Source organism: Paraburkholderia sp. BR14312, assembly GCF_040948675.1.
Taxonomy (GTDB): domain Bacteria; phylum Pseudomonadota; class Gammaproteobacteria; order Burkholderiales; family Burkholderiaceae; genus Paraburkholderia; species Paraburkholderia nodosa_A.
The window spans coordinates 941952-961217 of record NZ_JBFPKI010000001.1; the positions used below are offsets into that span (position 1 = coordinate 941952).

20 protein-coding genes and 1 pseudogene are annotated in these 19266 nt (G+C 63.7%); 8 read left to right on the plus strand and 13 right to left on the minus strand.

Features of this window, described 5'->3' with window-relative positions; all coding sequences use genetic code 11:
- Positions 1-7 precede the first annotated feature (7 nt).
- Positions 8-724: an SDR family oxidoreductase gene (locus AB3X98_RS04245; protein ID WP_368602682.1), complete on the plus strand. Its 717-nt coding sequence runs from the start codon at positions 8-10 to the stop codon at positions 722-724.
- A 375-nt stretch (positions 725-1099) separates the two neighbouring features.
- A complete protein-coding gene (locus tag AB3X98_RS04250; RefSeq protein WP_368602681.1) occupies positions 1100-1936 on the plus strand; it encodes a hypothetical protein in 837 nt (278 codons plus the stop codon).
- 47 nt (positions 1937-1983) lie between these two features.
- Here the strand turns inward: AB3X98_RS04250 and AB3X98_RS04255 are convergent, their stop codons facing one another.
- Positions 1984-2502: an SET domain-containing protein gene (locus AB3X98_RS04255; RefSeq protein ID WP_368602680.1), complete on the minus strand. Its 519-nt coding sequence runs from the start codon at positions 2500-2502 to the stop codon at positions 1984-1986.
- A 246-nt stretch (positions 2503-2748) separates the two neighbouring features.
- Here AB3X98_RS04255 and AB3X98_RS04260 point away from each other — a divergent pair, with 246 nt between their 5' ends.
- Positions 2749-3204 (plus strand): MarR family winged helix-turn-helix transcriptional regulator, encoded by a 456-nt coding sequence (locus AB3X98_RS04260; RefSeq protein WP_069263201.1) that lies wholly within the window; start codon positions 2749-2751, stop codon positions 3202-3204.
- A gap of 255 nt (positions 3205-3459) precedes the next feature.
- Here the strand turns inward: AB3X98_RS04260 and AB3X98_RS04265 are convergent, their stop codons facing one another.
- The 7 genes from AB3X98_RS04265 to AB3X98_RS04295 form a co-directional block, all read right to left on the minus strand.
- Entirely contained in the window at positions 3460-3873 is a 414-nt protein-coding gene (locus AB3X98_RS04265) for a VOC family protein (RefSeq protein WP_368602679.1), read from the minus strand.
- A gap of 27 nt (positions 3874-3900) precedes the next feature.
- Positions 3901-4434, minus strand: coding sequence for a helix-turn-helix transcriptional regulator (locus AB3X98_RS04270; RefSeq protein ID WP_368602678.1), 534 nt, complete (start codon positions 4432-4434; stop codon positions 3901-3903).
- Positions 4435-4532: 98 nt separating this feature from the next.
- On the minus strand, positions 4533-4898 hold the full coding sequence (locus AB3X98_RS04275) for a hypothetical protein (protein WP_368602677.1): 366 nt from the start codon (positions 4896-4898) through the stop codon (positions 4533-4535).
- A 266-nt stretch (positions 4899-5164) separates the two neighbouring features.
- A complete protein-coding gene (locus tag AB3X98_RS04280; RefSeq protein ID WP_368602676.1) occupies positions 5165-5932 on the minus strand; it encodes an ABC transporter ATP-binding protein in 768 nt (255 codons plus the stop codon).
- A gap of 30 nt (positions 5933-5962) precedes the next feature.
- On the minus strand, positions 5963-6676 hold the full coding sequence (locus AB3X98_RS04285; protein ID WP_133183127.1) for an ABC transporter permease: 714 nt from the start codon (positions 6674-6676) through the stop codon (positions 5963-5965).
- The gene (locus AB3X98_RS04290) at positions 6673-7362 is read right to left on the minus strand and encodes an ABC transporter permease (protein WP_254315089.1); all 690 of its coding nucleotides are present in this window, start codon (positions 7360-7362) and stop codon (positions 6673-6675) included. Before AB3X98_RS04290 ends, AB3X98_RS04285 begins: the two co-directional genes overlap by 4 nt.
- Before the next feature lie 65 nt (positions 7363-7427).
- A complete protein-coding gene (locus AB3X98_RS04295) occupies positions 7428-8186 on the minus strand; it encodes an ABC transporter substrate-binding protein (protein ID WP_342948657.1) in 759 nt (252 codons plus the stop codon).
- 266 nt (positions 8187-8452) lie between these two features.
- Here AB3X98_RS04295 and hutH point away from each other — a divergent pair, with 266 nt between their 5' ends.
- Positions 8453-10009 carry a histidine ammonia-lyase gene (gene hutH, locus AB3X98_RS04300; RefSeq protein ID WP_368602675.1) on the plus strand — a complete coding sequence of 519 codons (1557 nt, stop codon included), beginning with the start codon at positions 8453-8455 and terminating at the stop codon, positions 10007-10009.
- A 38-nt stretch (positions 10010-10047) separates the two neighbouring features.
- Positions 10048-11736, plus strand: coding sequence for a urocanate hydratase (hutU, locus tag AB3X98_RS04305; RefSeq protein WP_368602674.1), 1689 nt, complete (start codon positions 10048-10050; stop codon positions 11734-11736).
- A 53-nt stretch (positions 11737-11789) separates the two neighbouring features.
- Here hutU and AB3X98_RS04310 read toward each other — a convergent pair whose 3' ends face one another.
- Positions 11790-12455 (minus strand): helix-turn-helix domain-containing protein, encoded by a 666-nt coding sequence (locus tag AB3X98_RS04310; protein ID WP_368602673.1) that lies wholly within the window; start codon positions 12453-12455, stop codon positions 11790-11792.
- A 219-nt stretch (positions 12456-12674) separates the two neighbouring features.
- Here AB3X98_RS04310 and AB3X98_RS04315 point away from each other — a divergent pair.
- From AB3X98_RS04315 to AB3X98_RS04325, 3 genes and pseudogenes are all read left to right on the plus strand, one after another.
- Positions 12675-12926: pseudogene (locus tag AB3X98_RS04315) on the plus strand (amidase); the annotation flags it as partial.
- Between the two features lie 2 nt (positions 12927-12928).
- The gene (locus AB3X98_RS04320) at positions 12929-13282 is read left to right on the plus strand and encodes a RidA family protein (RefSeq protein ID WP_368602672.1); all 354 of its coding nucleotides are present in this window, start codon (positions 12929-12931) and stop codon (positions 13280-13282) included.
- Positions 13283-13309: 27 nt separating this feature from the next.
- On the plus strand, positions 13310-14542 hold the full coding sequence (locus AB3X98_RS04325; RefSeq protein ID WP_368602671.1) for an NAD(P)/FAD-dependent oxidoreductase: 1233 nt from the start codon (positions 13310-13312) through the stop codon (positions 14540-14542).
- Between the two features lie 24 nt (positions 14543-14566).
- Here AB3X98_RS04325 and AB3X98_RS04330 read toward each other — a convergent pair whose 3' ends face one another.
- From AB3X98_RS04330 to AB3X98_RS04345, 4 genes are all read right to left on the minus strand, one after another.
- Entirely contained in the window at positions 14567-15358 is a 792-nt protein-coding gene (locus AB3X98_RS04330) for a MipA/OmpV family protein (RefSeq protein ID WP_368602670.1), read from the minus strand.
- On the minus strand, positions 15355-16182 hold the full coding sequence (locus tag AB3X98_RS04335; protein ID WP_256094613.1) for a carboxylesterase: 828 nt from the start codon (positions 16180-16182) through the stop codon (positions 15355-15357). The genes AB3X98_RS04330 and AB3X98_RS04335 overlap by 4 nt, the downstream gene beginning before the upstream one ends.
- Positions 16183-16276: 94 nt before the next feature.
- On the minus strand, positions 16277-17053 hold the full coding sequence (locus tag AB3X98_RS04340; protein ID WP_069263232.1) for a DUF4118 domain-containing protein: 777 nt from the start codon (positions 17051-17053) through the stop codon (positions 16277-16279).
- Between the two features lie 240 nt (positions 17054-17293).
- A complete protein-coding gene (locus AB3X98_RS04345; protein ID WP_368602669.1) occupies positions 17294-18628 on the minus strand; it encodes an AAA-associated domain-containing protein in 1335 nt (444 codons plus the stop codon).
- Positions 18629-19266: the final 638 nt, after the last annotated feature.

The following is a 19266-nucleotide window of genomic DNA, read 5'->3' on the forward strand; positions in this document are numbered from 1 at the left end:
ATTCGAAATGAAGATCAGGAATTCCGTTGTGTTTGTAACCGGCGCAAGCCGTGGCCTCGGTCTGGCTTTTGCACGCGAGGCGTTGGCCCGCGGTGCCGCGAAAGTCTACGCCGGGGTGCGCAATCCGGAAGGCTTTAGCGAACCCGGCATCATTCCGGTCAAGATCGACGTGACGGATCCGGACTCCGTTACGGCGGCCGCCAAGATCGCCTCGGACGTGACGCTGCTCGTCAACAATGCAGGGATTGCGGAAATTCTCGCGTCCCCGCTTGCGGCGGAGGCGGAAGACCAGGCGCGGCGCATCTTCGAAACGAACTTTTATGGCGTCATTCGCACGACGCGCGCGTTCGAAGCCGTGCTGCCCAGCGATGGCAACGGTGGCGTAATTAACGTGCTCTCCGATGTTTCGTGGCGAGCCGTGCCGTTCCTCGCGCCGTATTCCGCTTCGAAGGCGGCGGCCTGGAGCTATACCAACAACATCCGTCTGCACTTCAGGGAACGCAAGATCGGCGTGGTCGGCGTGCATGTCGGCTTCGTGGATACCGATCTCACGAAGGATTTCGACGTGCCGAAAGCGAGTCCCGTCGATGTCGTTCGCCAGGCCTACGATGCGCTCGAAACAGGAGAGAGCGAAGTGCTCGCGGATGCGGGCAGCCGTGAACTGAAGCAATCGCTTTCGGCTGCGGTGCCGGGATATATCGACCCCGCGGTGCTGCAGGCATAGCGTGCCGTAGCAGGCCGCAAAGTGCCGGTGCTGCCGCACGCGCATGAAGACCGCGCGGCTCCGGCCCTCTATGTCGGCTGGACGTGGAGCGAAGTGCCGAGTGCGACAGGTTTCGAATCATCGTTTCGATCCACGGATGATTCGAACTGCGAAGGTTTGAATTCTTGTATCGGCAGTTAAGGCGAGCAGTTCCTCCGTTGCTTTCTCTGTGTGAGATTGCCCACACAACCCGCATTTACGGTCTTGAGCGTCGTGCCAAAACAGCTGATTGTTGAAGAGAGGGCTCCCGCCACGCGAATGTCACGAACAGGCTTTGAAGAGCAGCCGGCTGCGCAGTCTCTCATCTCTTTGAAGCGCAAGCACGCGGAGCCGCACATGTTCAACAGCACCGTACTCGAAGTCGGCATTGGTTTAGTGTTCTGCTATTTCGCGGTGAGCCTTGCCGTCAGCACCGTGACCGAGCTTTTTGCGTCGCTCTTGCAGTTGCGCGCGAAATGTCTGCTATCTGGCATCAAGCAGATCCTGAACGACCCGCAGTTCAACGGCATGGCGCGCGACCTCTACAACCACGCGCTCGTGAGCCCGCGCGACTCTGGGGACGCGACGAATGCGAGCGACCTGAAGTACAAGCCCTCTTATATTCCGTCGAAGGACTTTGCCCTCGCGATGATCGATATCCTTCGGCGCGCGCCCGGCGCGGACCAGGACATCGGTCAGTCGATTGCCACCATACAGAACCAGCAGTTAAGGGAGGTATTGCAGGCGATGTACCGCCACGCCAACCAGGATGTCGGCCAGTTTTCGGACGCGCTCGGCAAGTGGTTCGACAACGGCATGGACAGGCTCTCCGGCACCTACAAGCGCTGGTCGCAGTTCATTTCATTTGCCGTGGCGCTCGTCATCGTGATCGCACTGAACATCGATACGGTGTTTCTGTTCAGGATTCTATGGTTGCATCCCTCGCTCGCGGGTGCGTTGCACGCAAACGCGTCTTCCGGCGCGGTTTCCCTGATGAACCAGTTGCCGATCGGCTGGCAAAGGGATGGTGCCTATGCAGACGGCGTGGCCTGGATGATCGTCGGCTGGCTGCTCACGGCGAGTGCAACGTTGTTCGGCGCGCCGTTCTGGTTCGACCTGCTGCAAAACGTGACGAACCTGCGCGGAACCGGACCGTCCATCGACGCCGCCGCACGCAAAACCGCTTCGAACTGAGGGACAGCCGGCTCAATCGCCCCTCGGCAAAGTCAGTTCCGCATCGCCTAAAACAGGCTGACTACGCTGACGATGCTGCTCACGCCGGTGTCAGTGACAACACCGGCGCTGACACCAACGCCAACACTGGCGCCGGCGAGCATCGTCCCGCGGCACACCGGCGCACCGCAGCGGCAGGTGTATTCGCGCACGTTGTCTTCGCAGGCGTCGTCGGGCAATCCGAGCGCGTAGTCGATGAACAGCTCTTCGCCTGGCAGGATGTCGCGGCACGCGTCGATGAACACGTGGCCGTTGATTTCGATGGTTTCGCAGTTCGCCTGGCACGCGTGATTGAGCCAGCGCGCCCAGTTGCCGCCCTGGCCGCCGTCGATTACGCGGCCATCGGAAAGGCCGAAGAGAAACGTATGCGCGCCGTCTTCACGCAGACGATAACGCCGGGCCGCGCTACGCCAGCTCATGATCTTGCCTTTGTATTCGAAGATGCGCTCGCCGGCCCGCAGGGGACGCAACGCATAGACGCCTTTTCCATGCACCGGCGACTGCCGGACAGTCATTCGTTTGCTCATGGCCATCTTCGCGCGTTGAACGCGTGCAGTATAAGCGGCTACGATGAATGCGAGTGATGAAAATGGATATGGCCATCGACGCTGCGTATTGCGTCTTCGCACACTGCATGCACCGTATTGAAGCGGACGGCGCCCACTCTTCGCTCCTGACAAGTGTGCGCCCCACAGTTGACCTCGCGGGCAGGATCAGGGCAACATACCCGGGTTTCTTTCGCGGGTTTGCGGATCCAATTCTCGAGTGGGCATATGGCAAGCACGAATGAGCCAGGCGCAGACGCCTCGCTGACCTATCGGCTGAAGGCATTGACCAAGATCGCCGACCGCATGAGCAGTGAGATGTCGCGCGACAAGCTGGGTGTGCCGTATCCGGAGGCAAGCATCATCGCCGCGATCGGCACGTTCGGTCCGCAAACCGTGATGGATATATCGCGGCGCGCCAACCTCGACAAGAGTCAGGCGAGCCGCACGGTGGAGGCCATGCTCTCGAAGGAGATCCTCGCGCGCACGGGCAACGACAAGGATGGGCGCAGCGTCATCATTTCGCTCACCGCCGAAGGCCGCAAGATCTTCAAGAAGATCGGCCCGACCCTGGACAAGCGCGACAGCGACCTTTACCACGGGCTGAACGAGGCCGAGCGCGTTGCGTTGCGCTTCCTGCTCGACAAGATCCTCGCGTCACACGGCTGGGACGCCACGCCCTGACCGCCTCCTGATCCGTGCATGATTTTCCGGTACGCGATCAGTCATTGAATTGTCATCAAATTGCCACCACGAAGTGCAGTGCCGCCTGGTGGTGCGCCAGGCGTTAACGCTCAGTGGCACCCAAGCATAAAAGTATGGCAATGAATCGAAAAGCGCTTCAATGGATTCATGAGCATTGGCGAAACGTATCTGGACCGGGCGGGCGATCGCGCGCGCGTGCGAGTCATCGCCTTCGAAGCCGCGCATGCCTGGCCGCTATGACTGCTTCGGCGCCTGGATCATCTTCCAGCCGTTGCCGGCGGGATCGCGGAAACCCGCGTCGACGCTGCCGTAGCGGTCGACCGGCTCCTGGGTGAATTCCACGCCCAGGCCCTTCAGGCGCTCGTAACTCGCGCGGCAGTCGGCCACAGCGAGTACGAGGGGCGGCATGGTGCCCTTGGCGACCATGGCGCGCAGCGTTTGCGCGGTGGCCTCGTCGTGAACGGGCGGCCCGGGCAGGAAAAGCCCGAGCTGGAAGGACGACTGCTCCGGGTGCTGGACCGTGAGCCAGCGGTACGCGCCATTGCGCACGTCGGTATGCACACGGAATCCGAGTTTGTCGACGTAGAACTTGAGTGCCGCGTCCTGGTCGTCGACGTATAGGCCCACCACATTGATACCCTGATTCATAACACCTCCCTGGTTAGTGACCGCACTTCAGGGCCGCACTTTAGCGTTGCCCGCACGCCGCCGCTTCTCCAAAACTGCTGTCGTGAGGTCGGGGCGCTGTGCGGCTTTCAGCACACAGGCGGGCACGCGGTCGATCCCGGGCAGGCTGGCCCGCGCCTGAACGCGCACGGCGCTGGGGCTCGAGCCGGTCACGTCGCGGAACGTGCGGCCAAAGGTGCCCAAACTCTCCCAGCCGGTGGCGAAGGCGATATCCGTGATGTCGAGATCGGTGTCGCGCAGCAGGGTGGTGGCCTGCTCGATGCGCCGCGTGAGCAGGTAGCGATGCGGCGGGAGGCCGAAGGCGCGCTTGAAGGAACGCGCGAAATGCGCTTCGGATACGCCGCTGACCTCGGCCAGGCGCTTGACGGGCCAGGCCTCGTGAGAGGCGGCGTCCATGCGGTCCTTCGCGCGCAATAGACGGCGCAGCAGTGCCGGGTCGAGCAGGGGCTCGGCGTCGGGCGGTTCAGGATGCGCATGGGTGAGCGTGGGCGCATCGGCGTGCAGAGCTGCGCTAGCTGGCATGCATTCGTCTGGAGTGGGCGGCATGCCGGTAGTTTAGGCCCAACGGCGATCGATGGCCGACGATTGGCTTTCGATTGGTTGGGCCTGCCAGGCGTCGCTCACTGCGAGTCGACGAACTGGATGATCTCGCCGTTGTCGCGCTTGAGATACAGGTCGGCGCCTTTCATGCGCACTTCGTTGCACGAATACGGCATCTTGCTGCCTTTGCTGCAGATCTTGCCGTCCTCGGCTTTCCAGTCGCCGTGATCGGCAAAGCCCTTGCTCGACTTGAAGTCGTAGTCGCCGTTGTTGCCGTACTGCACATGCCACGTGCTCCCGTCGGCAATCTTGATGTCGAACGCCTTGCCCGAGAGGCGTTGCTGGATGTCGGCCGCGCGGGGGCTCGCGGAACCGTCCGGGAATGCCGCCGAGTCCGCAAAAGCCGCAGCGGGAACGATGAGCAGGAGGGCAAGCAGCTTCTTCATGGGAGGTCTCCTGAAAAGCCGGATTACTGCCTTGCTTCGAGACGTTGGAGCGGCGCGCTCGCCCGGAGGATAGCCCGATGCCAGGCGCGGAGACGGGCGTTGTGCGTCGTTCGCGTGTACGTTTTCACTATAGCGCCGGGCGCTTGCGCCAATGTGGCCTGGCGCACACAAGGCGTGTAACCGGGGCTGCACGTCGATGCCCGCGCATCGTTGCGCATGCCCCCGAGGTGCGTTGGCGGGCCGTGAAACGACTGCCCGCCACGACCTTACTTCAACCGTCCCGCGAGGAACTGCTGGAGCCGCTCGCTGCGCGGCGCATTGAGCACTTCCTTGGGGTCGCCTTGCTCTTCGATCTTACCCTTGTGCAGAAACACGACGTGATTCGACACGTTGCGCGCGAAGCCCATTTCGTGCGTGACGACGATCATGGTGCGGCCTTCCTCCGCGAGCTTCTGCATGACCTTGAGCACTTCGCCCACGAGTTCGGGGTCGAGCGCGGAGGTGGGCTCGTCGAACAGCATCACTTCGGGCTCTATCGCCAGCGCGCGGGCGATCGCCACGCGTTGCTGCTGGCCGCCGGAAAGGTGCGAGGGGTACTTGTGCTCGACACCCGCGGCCAGCCCCACCTTGTCGAGGTACTTGCGCGCGCGGGCCTCGGCATCGCTGCGGGAGAGGCCAAGCACGCTGACCGGCGCCTCGATGATGTTCTCGAGCACAGTCATGTGCGCCCAGAGATTGAAGTGCTGAAAGACCATCGAAAGGCGCGTACGCATTTTTTGAAGCTGCTTCGGATCGCTCACGCGCAGCGCGCCGCCTCGGTCGGCGCTCGTGCGGATCTCCTCGCCGTTGAGCGTGATGCGTCCCGAGCAGGGCGATTCGAGAAAGTTAATGCAACGCAGGAACGTACTCTTTCCCGAACCGCTCGATCCGATCAGGCTGATCACGTCGCCAGCCTTTGCCTTGAGCGATACGCCCTTCAAAACCTCGTTCTCGCCGAACTTCTTGTGCAGGTCGTCGACTATCAGCTTGTACATACTCGGTTCACTCCATCGGGACTGAAATTCTTAATGGCCTTGCGGCTTCAAATAGGCCAGCACACGTGTTTCGAGGCGGCGGAAACCCCAGATCAGGGCGAAGACGATGGACGCATAGAGCGCCGCCGCGATGCCGTACGCCTGGAACGTCATATAGGTGGCGGAATTCGCATCGCGCGCCACTTTCAGGATGTCGGGCACGGTCGCGGTGAACGCCAGCGTCGTCGCGTGCAGCATGAGGATCACCTCGTTGCTGTACGAAGGCAGCGCGCGTCGAAATGCCGAAGGCAGGATGATGCGCGTGTAGATTTTGGTCTTCGACATGCCGTACGCCTGGGCCGCTTCGATCTCGCCATACGCGGTCTCGCGAATCGCGCCCGCGAAAATCTCGGTGGCGTAAGCGCACTCGTTCAAGGCAAACGCCAGCAGCGTGCAATTCATGGCACTGCGAAAGAAGTCGCCAAGTACCGGATTCGCCTGCACGAAGTGCAGGCTGTAGAGACCGGTGTAGAAGAGCAGCAACTGCACATAGAGCGGCGTGCCGCGGAACACGTACGTGTAGACCCAGACCGGCCGCGAAAGCCACGGGTTGCGCGACGCGCGCGCAATGGCGAGCGGCACGGCAAGCAGGAAGCCGGCCACGATCGAGACGACCAGCAGCCAGAGCGTGATGGCGAGGCCGCTCGTGTTGAAGCCGTCGCTGTACAGATAGTTGGGCCAGTATTGACGAAGCAGTTCGATCACAGCGCTGCCCTCCGCACACCGGTCGAATAGCGCTTTTCGAGGCGGTGCAATGCCAGGTTGGAAACCGTCGTGATGGCGAGATAAATCGCGCCGGTCACGAGCGTGAAGAAGAAGAACGCCTGGGTGGCCTTGCCCGCGTCCTGAGCGGCCTTCACCACATCGGCGAGACCGATGATCGACACGAGCGCCGTGGCCTTCACGAGCACCTGCCAGTTGTTGCCGATGCCCGGCAGCGCAAAACGCATCATCTGCGGGAACAGGATGCGCGTGAACACGCGTGTGGAACTCATGCCGTAGGCGAAACCGGCTTCGATCTGCCCGCGCGGCACGGCGAGAAACGCGCCGCGGAAGGTCTCCGTGAAATACGCGCCGTAAATGAAGCCGAGCGTGATGACGCCGGCCACGAACGGGTCGATGTCGATCTGGTCCATGCCCATCATGTCGGTTACGTCGTTGAGCCAGATCTGGATGCTGTAGAACAGCAGCAGCATGAGCACGAGATCGGGCACCGCGCGAATGAGCGTGGTGTACGCCGTGCCGATGCGCGAGAGCATGCGGTTGGGCGAGAGCTTCGCGGCAGCGCCCGCAAGCCCGAGCAGAAACGCGGCGCCGAGCGAGAGCACCGCGAGCTTGATGGTTTCCCACGTGCCCGCAAGGAGCAGCGGGCCGAAGCCTTGAAAGACCATGGAAGGATGTCCTTGTTCAGGGGAGCAGCGCTCCCCCTGGTTGTTGCAGATGAAGACGGCGGCGCTTAACCGCCGTACACGTCGAAGTCGAAATACTTCGACTCGATCTTCTTGTACGTGCCGTCCTTGATCATGTCGGCGATCGTCTTGTCGATCTTCGCCTTGAGGTCGGCATCTTCCTTGCGCAGGCCGATCGCGGCGGCGCCCGTGGGGATTTCCGCGCCCGCGAATCCAAAGCCCGCGCCGCGCGGCGTCTTCAGGAAGCCGAGGTTGGCCTGCACTTCGTCTTGCAGCGCGGCGTCGAGGCGCCCCGACTGCAGATCCAGATAGACCTGGTCCTGGTTCTGGTAGGGAATCACGTTGACGCCCTTGGGCGCCCAGTTTTGCTTCGCGTAGGTCTCCTGAATCGAGCCCTGCTCGACGCCCACCGTCTTGCCTTGCAGCGAAGCGATGGTCGGCTGCAGCGGCGAGCCCTGCTTCGCGACGAGGCGCGTCGGCGTGTTGAAGAGCTTGGCCGAGAAGGCGATCTGCTGCTCGCGCTGGGGGGTGATCGTGAGCGCGGAGAGCGCGCCGTCGAACTTCCTGGCCTTGAGGCCTGGGATCATGCCGTCGAAATCCTCCTCGACCCACACGCACCTGGCGTTCAGGCGCCGGCAGATTTCGTTGCCGAGGTCGATGTCGAAACCGACCAGCTTGCCATCGGTCGCCTTCGACTCGAACGGCGCGTAGCTCGCGTCGGTGCCGAAGCGGATCGTGGACCAGTCTTTCGCATACGCGCCACCGGCGGCAAGGGCGAGGGCGACACAGAAGGCAAGTTTCTTCATGAAGTCTCCGATAGGAATGGTTGGCGTGTGCCCGGTCATGGACTGGAGGTCCGGCCCGGCAAGTTGTCTATACAATTATCGATGTGGCGAAGAGACCGGCAATCGGTGTTATCACCTGGGGATTTCACTGTGCTGCAATCGAAAGACGGCGTAATTCAGGCGTCAGAAAGCCGGAATTCGGGTATACGTGGAGCGGATTGAACTTGTATAGACAAGCTCGTTTCGGTAATCTGATTCCACCTTGTCCAGACAACTTTGACACCGCAATGAACCTCAAACTCACTCCCGGCAATCTGACCCTGTCCCAACTGCGCCAGATCGCGCGTGCCGATGAAAACGGCGGCGTGAAGCTCGAACTCGATCCGGCCAGCTTCGCGGCCATCGACGCAGGCGCGCGTGCCGTTGCCGAGATCACGGCGAAGGGCGAGCCCGCCTACGGCATCAATACGGGCTTCGGGCGTCTGGCGAGTACGCACATTCCGCGTGAGCAGCTCGAACTCCTGCAGCGCAACCTGGTGCTCTCGCACGCCGTGGGCGTGGGCGAGCCGATGTCGCGTCCGGTCGTGCGCCTCTTGATGGCGCTGAAGCTGTCGAGCCTGGGCCGCGGCCATTCGGGCATTCGCCGCGAAGTGATGGACACGCTCATCACGCTGTTCAATGCCGACGTGCTGCCCGTGATTCCGGTGAAGGGTTCCGTGGGCGCCTCCGGCGACCTCGCGCCGCTCGCGCATATGTCCTGCGTGCTGCTGGGTGTCGGCGACGTGTTCGCGAAGGGCGAGCGCATGAGCGCGGTCGAGGGCCTGCGTCTCGTCGGCCTCAAGCCGCTCGCGCTGCAGGCCAAGGAAGGTCTCGCGCTGCTCAACGGCACGCAGGCTTCGGCCGCGCTTGCGATCTACAACATGTTCGCGATCGAGGACCTGTACCGCACGGCGCTCGTCTCGGGCGCGCTCTGCGTGGACGCGGCGGCAGGTTCGGTGAAGCCGTTCGACGCGCGCATTCACGAACTGCGCGGCCATCGCGGCCAGATCGAGGCGGCCGCGGCCTATCGCACGCTGCTCGAAGGCTCGGCGATCAACCTCTCGCACCGCGACTGCGGCAAGGTCCAGGACCCGTACTCGCTGCGCTGCCAGCCGCAGGTGATGGGCGCGTGTCTCGACCAGATGCGCCACGCGGCGCAGGTGTTGCTCATCGAAGCGAACGCGGTGTCGGACAATCCGCTGATCTTCCCGGAAACGAACGAAGTGCTTTCGGGCGGCAACTTCCACGCGGAACCGGTGGCCTTCGCCGCCGACAATCTCGCGCTGGCCGCAGCCGAAATCGGCGCGCTGGCCGAGCGCCGCATCGCGCTGCTCATCGACGCCACGCTCTCGGGCCTGCCGCCTTTCCTCGTGAAGGACGGCGGGGTGAATTCGGGCTTCATGATCGCGCACGTCACGGCGGCTGCACTGGCGTCGGAAAACAAGACGCTCGCGCATCCGGCTTCGGTCGATTCGCTGCCGACCTCGGCAAACCAGGAAGACCACGTGTCGATGGCGACGTTCGCCGCGCGCAAGCTCGCCGACATCGCCGACAACACGGCCAACATCCTCGCGATCGAACTGCTCGCCGCCGCCCAGGGCGTGGACCTGCGCGCGCCGCACCACACGAGCCCGGCGCTTGCGCATGTGATGCAGTCGGTGCGTGCCGAGGTGCCGCACTACGACCTCGACCGCTACTTCGCGCCGGACATCGCCGCGATGACGAAGCTCGTGCAGAACGGTGCGATCGCCAGGCACAGCCCGCTGGCATTCGAGTCCGAGCAACAAGCGCTAGAAGCCAAATAAAAACAGTCATCCTGAATAACATCCGAGACGAAGACGTTATGAACCAACCGAACTTCACCGACCCGCGCCTCGACCCGACCCGCACGATCCGCGCGCCGCGCGGCAGCGAGAAGGTCTGCAAGACCTGGCTGGCGGAAGCCGCCTACCGGATGCTCCAGAATAATCTGGACCCCGAAGTCGCCGAGCATCCGCATGCGCTCGTGGTGTACGGCGGTATCGGCCGCGCGGCGCGCAACTGGGAGTGCTTCGACCAGATCCTCGCGTCGCTCAAGGACCTGAACGAGGACGAGACGCTGCTGATCCAGTCAGGCAAGCCCGTGGGCGTGTTCCGCACCCATGCCGACGCCCCGCGCGTGCTGCTCGCGAACTCGAACCTCGTGCCGCACTGGGCCACGTGGGAGCATTTCCATGAACTGGACCGCAAGGGCCTGATGATGTACGGCCAGATGACCGCGGGCAGCTGGATCTATATCGGCTCGCAGGGCATCGTGCAGGGCACCTACGAAACGTTCTATTCGGTCGCGAACCAGCACTTCAACGGCGACCCGAAGGGCCGGTGGATCCTCACGGGCGGCCTCGGCGGCATGGGCGGCGCACAGCCGCTCGCGGCGACGATGGCGGGCTTCTCGATGATCGCGGTGGAATGCGACGAGACCCGCATCGACTTCCGCCTGAAGACGCGCTACGTGGACCGCAAGGCCAAGACCATCGACGAGGCGCTGGCCATCGTCGAGGAAGCGAAGCAGACGGGCAAGCCGGTTTCGGTGGGCCTGCTCGGCAACGCCGCCGATGTCTTCGCCGAGTTCGTGAAGCGCGGCATCACGCCCGACTGCGTGACCGACCAGACGAGCGCGCACGACCCGATCAACGGTTACCTGCCGCAGGGCTGGACCGTGGAGCAGTGGCGTGAAGCGCAGAAGGTCGCGCCGGAAAGCATCGTGAAGGTCGCGAAGGAATCGATGGCCCACCAGGTGCGCGCGATGCTTACGCTGCAGGAGCGCGGCGCGGCCACGCTCGACTACGGCAACAACATCCGCCAGATGGCGCTCGAAATGGGCGTGGACAACGCGTTCGATTTCCCGGGCTTCGTGCCGGCATATATCCGTCCGCTGTTCTGCGAGGGCAAGGGCCCGTTCCGCTGGGTGGCGCTTTCGGGCGATCCTGAGGACATCTACAAGACGGACGCCAAGGTCAAGGAGCTGATCCCCGACGATCCGCACCTGCACAACTGGCTCGACATGGCGCGCGAGCGCATCGCGTTCCAGGGCCTGCCCGCGCGTATCTGCTGGGTGGGCGTGAAGGATCGCTACCGTCTCGGCCAGGCGTTCAACGAGATGGTCAAGAACGGCGAGCTGAAGGCGCCGGTCGTGATCGGCCGCGACCACCTCGACACCGGCTCGGTGGCGAGCCCGAACCGCGAAACGGAATCGATGAAGGACGGCTCGGACGCGGTGAGCGACTGGCCGCTGCTCAATGCGCTGCTGAACACGGCGGGCGGTGCGTCGTGGGTCTCGCTGCACCACGGCGGCGGCGTCGGCATGGGCTTTTCGCAGCACTCGGGGGTGGTGATCGTGGCGGACGGTACGCAGGCGGCGCACGAGCGTCTGGGCCGCGTGCTGCTCAACGATCCGGCCACGGGCGTGATGCGCCACGCGGATGCCGGCTACGAACTCGCGCAGCAGACCGCGCGCGAGGCAGGCCTCAAGCTGCCGATGCTCGGCCGATGAGCAATGTGACGCCGCCGTTCAAGCGCGGCGGCGTCACGCTTGCGAGTGCTCGCTCAGAGCGTTTCGGGCAGCCGGTGTGAGTCGTTGTCGACGCAACAGACTAGCACTTCGGCATCCCCGGCACCCGTGCTGAGATACACGTGCCCCACGGCGCTGTCGAAGTAGAGGCTGTCGCCGGGCGACAGCCTGAAGACGGTGCCGTTTTCAAAATGCAGTTCCAGCTCACCGCGCAGCAGGAACAGAAACTCCTCGCCGCTGTGACGGATGTAATCGGGAAACGCGTCCATCGTGCGGGCATGGATGCGTCCGCGCATCGGCACCATGCGCTTGCCGGTGAGGTCGTTGGCGATCATGCCGTACTCGTAGTTCGGGGTGTCGTAGGTCATCTGCTTGCCCGCGCGCGTGAGCGACGGCTTCATCGGGCCGGCCGCCTTGCGCTTCCTGCGCCCGAAAATCGTGTCGAAGTCCACGTTCAGCGCGTGCGCGAGCGCCGCGAACTTGTCATAGGTGAGCGCAATGTCGCCGCGCTCGGCCTTCGAAATCGTCGAGACGGCGATACCCGACAACTCCGATAGCTGCATCAACGTCAAGTCGCGCGCCTTGCGCGCCTCGCGCAGGCGCGTGCCGACGGCCGCGTGGTCGATTTCTGTTGCCGCCTGTCCGGTTGCTTTCCCGGTTGCGTGCTCAGTTGCGTGATTTCGTGCTGCGCTCTTTGCCATGGAAGGGACGGTTCCCGGTTACGGGTTTTGTCGTATACGAGAAATAATTTTTTCTCGTATATGATAACTCGCATCTCGACTCCCCTTTGAAGGAGCAGCGTCGTGGCCTCAATCGCACTGGGAAAAACGGGTCTTTCGAAGGGCCAGGTCATTGCCGCGACGACGCTGGGCACGGCGCTCGAGTACTACGACTTCGCGGTCTACAACTTTTTCGCGATCCTGCCGTGCGGCGTCGATCATGCGGGCATGCCGTTCGGACTCCAGATCGTGGGCCCGTTCCGCGGCGACATGAAGACGCTCGCGGTCTCGCAGGCGCTGGAGACGGCGTTTTCAGCGTATCCTCATCTGCGTCGCCCGCGTCCCGATCTCGCGCGCCTGACGCGAGCCAATCCGGCACTGACGTCCATTGTCACGGCGCCTCCCGTTTACAACCCGGCCGGTAGCGACGCTGCCGGTCTTTCGGCGGTATGAACATGAGCAACGATATCCAAAGACTGCAAACCAACGCACGCATGAGCCAGGTGGTGATCGCCAATGGCGTGGTGTATCTCTCGGGCCAGGTGCCCGATACCGCAGGCGCGCCGATCGACGTTCAGGCAACCGAAATCCTCACGCGTATCGACAAGCTGCTCGCATCGGCGGGCGTGGACAAAACGCGCGTGCTGACCGCGAACGTGTGGCTGAGCGACCCGAAGCATTTCGACGCGTTCAATGCCGTATGGGACGCCTGGGTTGCGCAAGGGCACGCGCCCACGCGCGCCTGCGTGCAGGCCTTGCTGATGCGACCGGGCCTCGATGTCGAAGTGGCCCTCACCGCACTCGCCTGAGTGCCTTCGAGCCAGGAACTTTACGTGATGAATTTCGATTCGGTCGTGCTTGGCGGCGGTATCGTCGGCGTCTCGGTGGCATTGCAATTGCAGCGGCGCGGCCTCTCGGTCGCGCTCGTGGACCGCAGGGCGCCAGGCAATGAAACATCGCACGGCAACGCGGGATTGATCCAGCGCGAGGGCGTCTACCCCTACGCGTTTCCGCGCGAGCTTTCCACGCTGCTGCGCTACGCGCGCAACCGCTCGACGGACGTGCGCTATCACCCGGGGGCGATGCCGAAGCTGCTGCCGTTTCTCTATCGCTACTGGCATCATTCGCGCGCCGACCGGCACGCCGAGATCGCGCGCGCCTATGCCACGCTCATCGAGCATTGCGTGATCGAGCATCGCGCGCTGATCGAGGAGGCGGGCGCACAGGCGCTGTTACGCACCAACGGCTGGATGAAGGTGTTTCGCAGCGCGGCGGCCATGGACGCCACGGTGGCCGAAGCACAGCGCTGGCAGCGCGAGTACGGCGTGGGCCACGAGGCGCTGGATAACGCTGCGCTGCGCGCCGCCGAGCCTGCGCTCAGTCACACGCTGGTGGGCGGCGTGCGCTACACCGATTCCGATTCGGTTAGCGATCCGAATGGAGTGGTGACGGCCTACGCAAAGCTATTCGAACAGCTAGGCGGCCGCGTGATGATTGGCGACGCCGCGACGCTCGAACCGTCGTGGCGTGTGATGACACAGGATGGCCCCGTGCTGGCGAAGTCGGCGGTCATCGCCATGGGGCCGTGGTCGGGCGATCTCACGGCGCGGCTGGGCTACGCGTTGCCGCTCGCCGTGAAACGCGGCTATCACATGCATTACGCGCTCACGAACGGAGCGAAGCTGAACCAGCCGGTGCTCGACGCCGAAGCGGGTTTCCTGATCACGCCCATGGTGCGCGGCACGCGCCTCACGACCGGCGTCGAACTCGGCTTTCGCGATTCGCCCAGGACGCCGGTTCAACTCGAAGCCGTGGAGCCGCTCGCGCGCGATATCTTCCCGCTCGGCGCGCGGCTCGATGCCGAGCCGTGGCTGGGCCGCCGCCCCTGCACGCCCGACATGATGCCGATCATCGGGCCCGCGCCGAAGCACGACGACCTCTGGTTCGCTTTCGGCCATGCGCACCACGGTCTGACGCTCGGCCCGGTCACGGGGCGCCTGATCGCGGAAATGATGACGGGCGCGCCGACGGTGGTGGACCCACGGCCCTTCCGCGCCGAGCGGTTCTGACGCGGCGCGCACCGGCGCACGTGTTTAGAACCGGTAGTTGAGCCCCGCGAACGCCGTGATCTCGCGGCGGCTCTCGGTGATCGGGCTGTCGGCGGCATAATGCTGAAGGCGTCCGAACGTCGCGTTCACCGAACCGACCCAGTGCTTCGAGAAGTCGTGCGTCATGTAGAACGTCATGTGCAGATCGCGAATGCCCGCGCCCGGCGAATAGGCCGGCAAGCCGGATGCCGCACTCTCATCCGGCGTCACACCGAACAGCGTGCGCGTGTAGACGCCGTTGGCCCACGTGAGCCCCGGTCCCACCGAGAACAGCCAACCCGTTAGCGGCAGCGACACATAGAGGTCCGCCGTTGCCGTCGTACCTTGCCCGTGGCCGCTGATGTCCTGATACATGGCAACTGCGCCCGTGAACGCCCACACCGTGTAGTCGGCGAAGAGGCGCAGCTTGGGGCCGTCATCGACATTGCTCAAGCCGTGCAGATGCGGGTCGTCCGACACGGTGCGCGACTGGAAGTCGAAGCTCAGCGAAGCGCCTACGTGGTAGTTTTCCGCCGAAATCACGTTCACGCCCAACACGTCCGGCCCTTGCGAGAAGAAGCGGTCGCGGTACGAGATATCGAGCGACGGGAACGGATAGAACTTCATGTGGCGCGCGCCCGGATACTCGGGCGCGAAATAGGCGCCCGGACCGATCGAGATTTTCCACGGCGAGTCGGTTGTTGCGGTACTGGACGTATCGGTATCGGCCCACGCGTGCGAGGCCAGGGTCAGCGCGGCGACGCACGCCAGCCCTTTCGTTGCTACGGATTGCTTCACGTGTTTTTCCTTCCCACTGCCGCCAGTTGGCGCAGACGCCGGGCGAGCGCCTTGGAGACGACCGGCGCGTCTTTCGCGCCGCGCGCGACTTCGCTCTCGCGCAGGAACAGGGCCGTTTCGCGCGCAACGATCTCGCGTTCGTTGTCCGAGGTGATCATGTGATACGAATCGTCGAGCCACAGCGTGCGCAGGAAGTTCGAGCCGATGCGATCGATCACGTGGCGCGGATTGCGCGGGCTCGACGTTTCGTCGTCGATCGCGTGGATCACGAGCGTGTCGTTCTCGATCGCGGGGACATCCTTGCGCGCGGCGCGCGCGAGGCGCAGCGCCTGATGCAGCGCGGGCAACGCGATCGTCGAGGGGCCGACCTCGCTGAAGTCGCTGCGCTGCATGGCGCGCGCGATCTTCTTGCGCAGCGCTTCGTTACGCACGCCGAACGGTTCGGCCTCGCGATAGCGGTAGCGGTGGCGCAGCGGCGTGAAGTATGCCCAGTCGAGCAGGAAGCGATACCACGGGATTGCCCAGCCGTCGTACGCGAGCGTGAGCGAGAGCAGGACCAGCGACTGGGCTGCGGGGCGCTTGCGAATCAGACGCAGCGCAAGCGCGCCGCCGATCGACAGCCCGCAGATCGAGACGCGCTCGTAGCGCGCCGCCAGGGCGTCGAACTCGCGCGCGGCGTTTTCGACCCATTGTTCCATCGGCAGCTGGTCGGTGCCGGCGCTATAACCGTCGATGACGGGGGCGCATACCGTGAACCCTTCGCCCTGCAGATAGCGCGCAAGGTAGCGCAGCTCGATCGGCGAGCTGGAGAGTCCATGAAGCATGAGCACGGCGTGGCCGTCGCCTTCGCAGAAAAAGCGCGTGGATTGCACGGCTGGCGCTTCGGCAGCGGCCAGCTCTATGTCGAGCGTCGCCATGTCAGCTCTCCGTGCGCAGCACGAGAAAATCGCCTGCGTGAGTGGTGAAGCGTTCGCAGTTGCAATTGACGTGCCGGTACTCGCGCCTGGGCTGCTCGTTGCGCAGACGCACGCGATGATGGCCCGGCGACAGTGCGTGCGTGAGGCGCTGCACGTCGTCGGGATGCAGCGCGTCGAAGAGCGGACCGGGCGCGACTTCGGCGGCGGCCGGCAGCGCTTGCGACATGCTCTGTCCCACGCTCGCGCGCTGGGCGGCATTGCGCTCGAGCCCCTTGATGAGGATGAAGCCTTCATGATGCTGCGCGAGATGCCGCAGCAGGCGATGCGTTTCGTCGACGGCGCGGCGCGCCAGCGCGCGCTCGTTGTCGTGGCGCAGCAGCATTTCGTAGCGGGACTGCGCGACGGAGGTGATCAACTGCGCGCGAAACTGCTCGCGCCGCAGACGCTCGATCAGCGTAATCACGATGATCGTGACGAGCGGATAGGACACCATCAGGATCACATCGCGGGTGTCGAGAAATGTAATGTAATTGTAGGGAGGCACGAACATATAGTCCGCAATGGCGAGACCCAGCACCATCACGGTCAGCGCCGGCGCGAGGCCGAGGAAGTATTCGACCAGCGAAGCGGCAATACAGAACGTCGTGCCCGGCATCATCGGGCCGAGCAGGGGATGGAGTGCGAAGCGGATGGCGCTCGCGAGCACGAGCGCGCCAGCGGCAATGCACCACCGGCGCGGGCCTCTTGGCGCCCAGAGGCGGGCGTTACGGACTTTCATGGTTTCCCGGGTCGCCCGCCGCGTGACGGGCCGTCGCGCGCGTATTGCGCATGGGCAATCGCTGACGCCTTAGTTGTGAGCAGTGCAAGGAATTCGACAGGAACGGCAAAACGGAGCAGCGGTGACCGGCCTGTCACCGTCAGCCCTCTGACGATTTTTGCGTGTCCCGGATATTACCACTGTTTACAATCATCGGATCAGTCGTGCGAGGCCGCCGGGAAACCGTGGGAGCTTTAGAAGTCAGGCTTCCACGTCGGCCAGGCTGAAGATTCCGGTCTTGTCGTTATACGAAAAGATTTCGGCGTAGCGGCCCCAGGCAATCACGGTGTCGAGCGTTTCCTCTGCGGCGTCGTCGGCAAGCAGATCCTCCAGTTCCTGCTCGAAGCGCACGCGCGGGGCGCGATGTCCAGGGCGCTCGTTGAGCACCGTGTTGATCCGCGCGGCCAGCGGCACGTTGCGCAGCAAATGTTCGGCGAACATCAGCTTGCGCTCCTGCGTACTGAATTCGTTGAAGGTCTTGCCCGCGTGCGTGAGCACCACGTCGCCTTCGCTGACCTCCGCAAAGCCGAGATACTGCAGCATTTCCGCGACCGGGAAGAGCTCGTCGACCTCCAGTTGCAGCGCTCGCGCGATTTCCGGCATGTCTGCGCGGCCGTTGTAAGGCGCGGCGGCCAATGTTTCGATCAGGCCCGCCATCAGGTTCACCGACATGCCCGGCAGCCAGCTGCCCGGTTCGAGTTCGGGTTTCGCCGGGCCGCCCGGCTGGCGCGCGGTCATTTTCGCGTAGATCTCGTCGACGAGCGCGCGGAACGCCGGGTCGAGGCGATTGCGCGGGTGCTTGAACGCCACCGGAATTTCGGCCACCACGCGGCCGGGGTTCGACGACAACACGAGAATGCGGTCGCACATGAATACCGCTTCCTCGATGTTGTGTGTGACGATCAGCACCGACTTGATCGGCAGGCGGCCTTGCGTCCACAGGTCGAGCAGGTCGGTGCGCAGCGTTTCGGCAGTGAGCACGTCGAGCGCGGAGAAGGGCTCGTCCATCAGCATCAGCGTGGGATCGACCACGAGCGCGCGTGCAAAGCCCACACGCTGGCGCATGCCGCCCGACAGCTCGCGCGGATAAGCGTTTTCGAAGCCGTCCAGACCGATCAGGTCGATCGCCGCGAGCGCGCGCTTGCGCCGCTCGTGCGGGCCGACGCCGATCGCCTCCAGTCCGGCCTCGACGTTTTCCAGCACCGTGAGCCACGGGAACAGCGCGAAGGTCTGGAACACCATCGCGACGCCTTCGGCCGGACCGCGCAGCGGTTTGCCGAGGTAGTTCACGTCGCCGCTGGTAGGCGGAATCAGGCCCGCGATGATGCGCAGCAGCGTGGACTTGCCGGAGCCCGAGCGGCCCAGCAAGCCGACGATCTCGCCTTCACGCAGCGTGACGTTCACGTCGTCGAGCACCAATTGCTCGCTCGGGTTCTTGCCGAAGCCGCGGCACACGTGCTGGACGCACATCACGTCCTGGCCGATGCGGGGCCGCGTCTGCGCCATGTCGGGAGCGATCGTTTTGAGGTTTTGCATGAGATTGATACTCAATCAAGGCGAAGACAGGACTCGGCATACGCGTACAACAGCCGATTCATGGCGAAACGAAAAGCGCGCGAAAGGGAATATTCAACTCGCGGCCACGATCAGGGAGCGCTTCGCTTTTTCAACGATGGCGAAACTTCGTGACCGGAGTTTGGCAGAACTTAGGAAAGCCGGGACTTGATGCGGCGCCACAGATTCTTCCAGGGGTGACGGCGGACAGGTTCGAGCGACAGCAGCGCTTCGTAGTGCGCGCGCGCCTCGTTGACGTGAGGCAGATGCGACAAAAGCAGACCAAAAAATCATGATGTTTCTCCGGACGTCTGGCGTGTATGGGCGAGTGCGAAGCCCGCAGACGCGGGCGCTAGCGCTCGCGAGGTTGCGCCAATGCCAAGCAGAGCAGAGATTCGATTCTGAAGGTTGAAACAACGCGATTGAAAGAAATGGGAGTCTGCGGGGCTGTTGCTGCCCGGCCTCGTGTTTATGCTTTTTTTACTTGCTTTTTGGCCTGCGTGCCCAATACAATCCGCCCCGTCATAGCAAAGGAGTCCTCCGTGGACGCATGTTCTAGTAGTGGAAGTCCGATGCCGGCCAGCGCCGGCAGCACCACCGCGAGATAGTCGCCGCAGGTT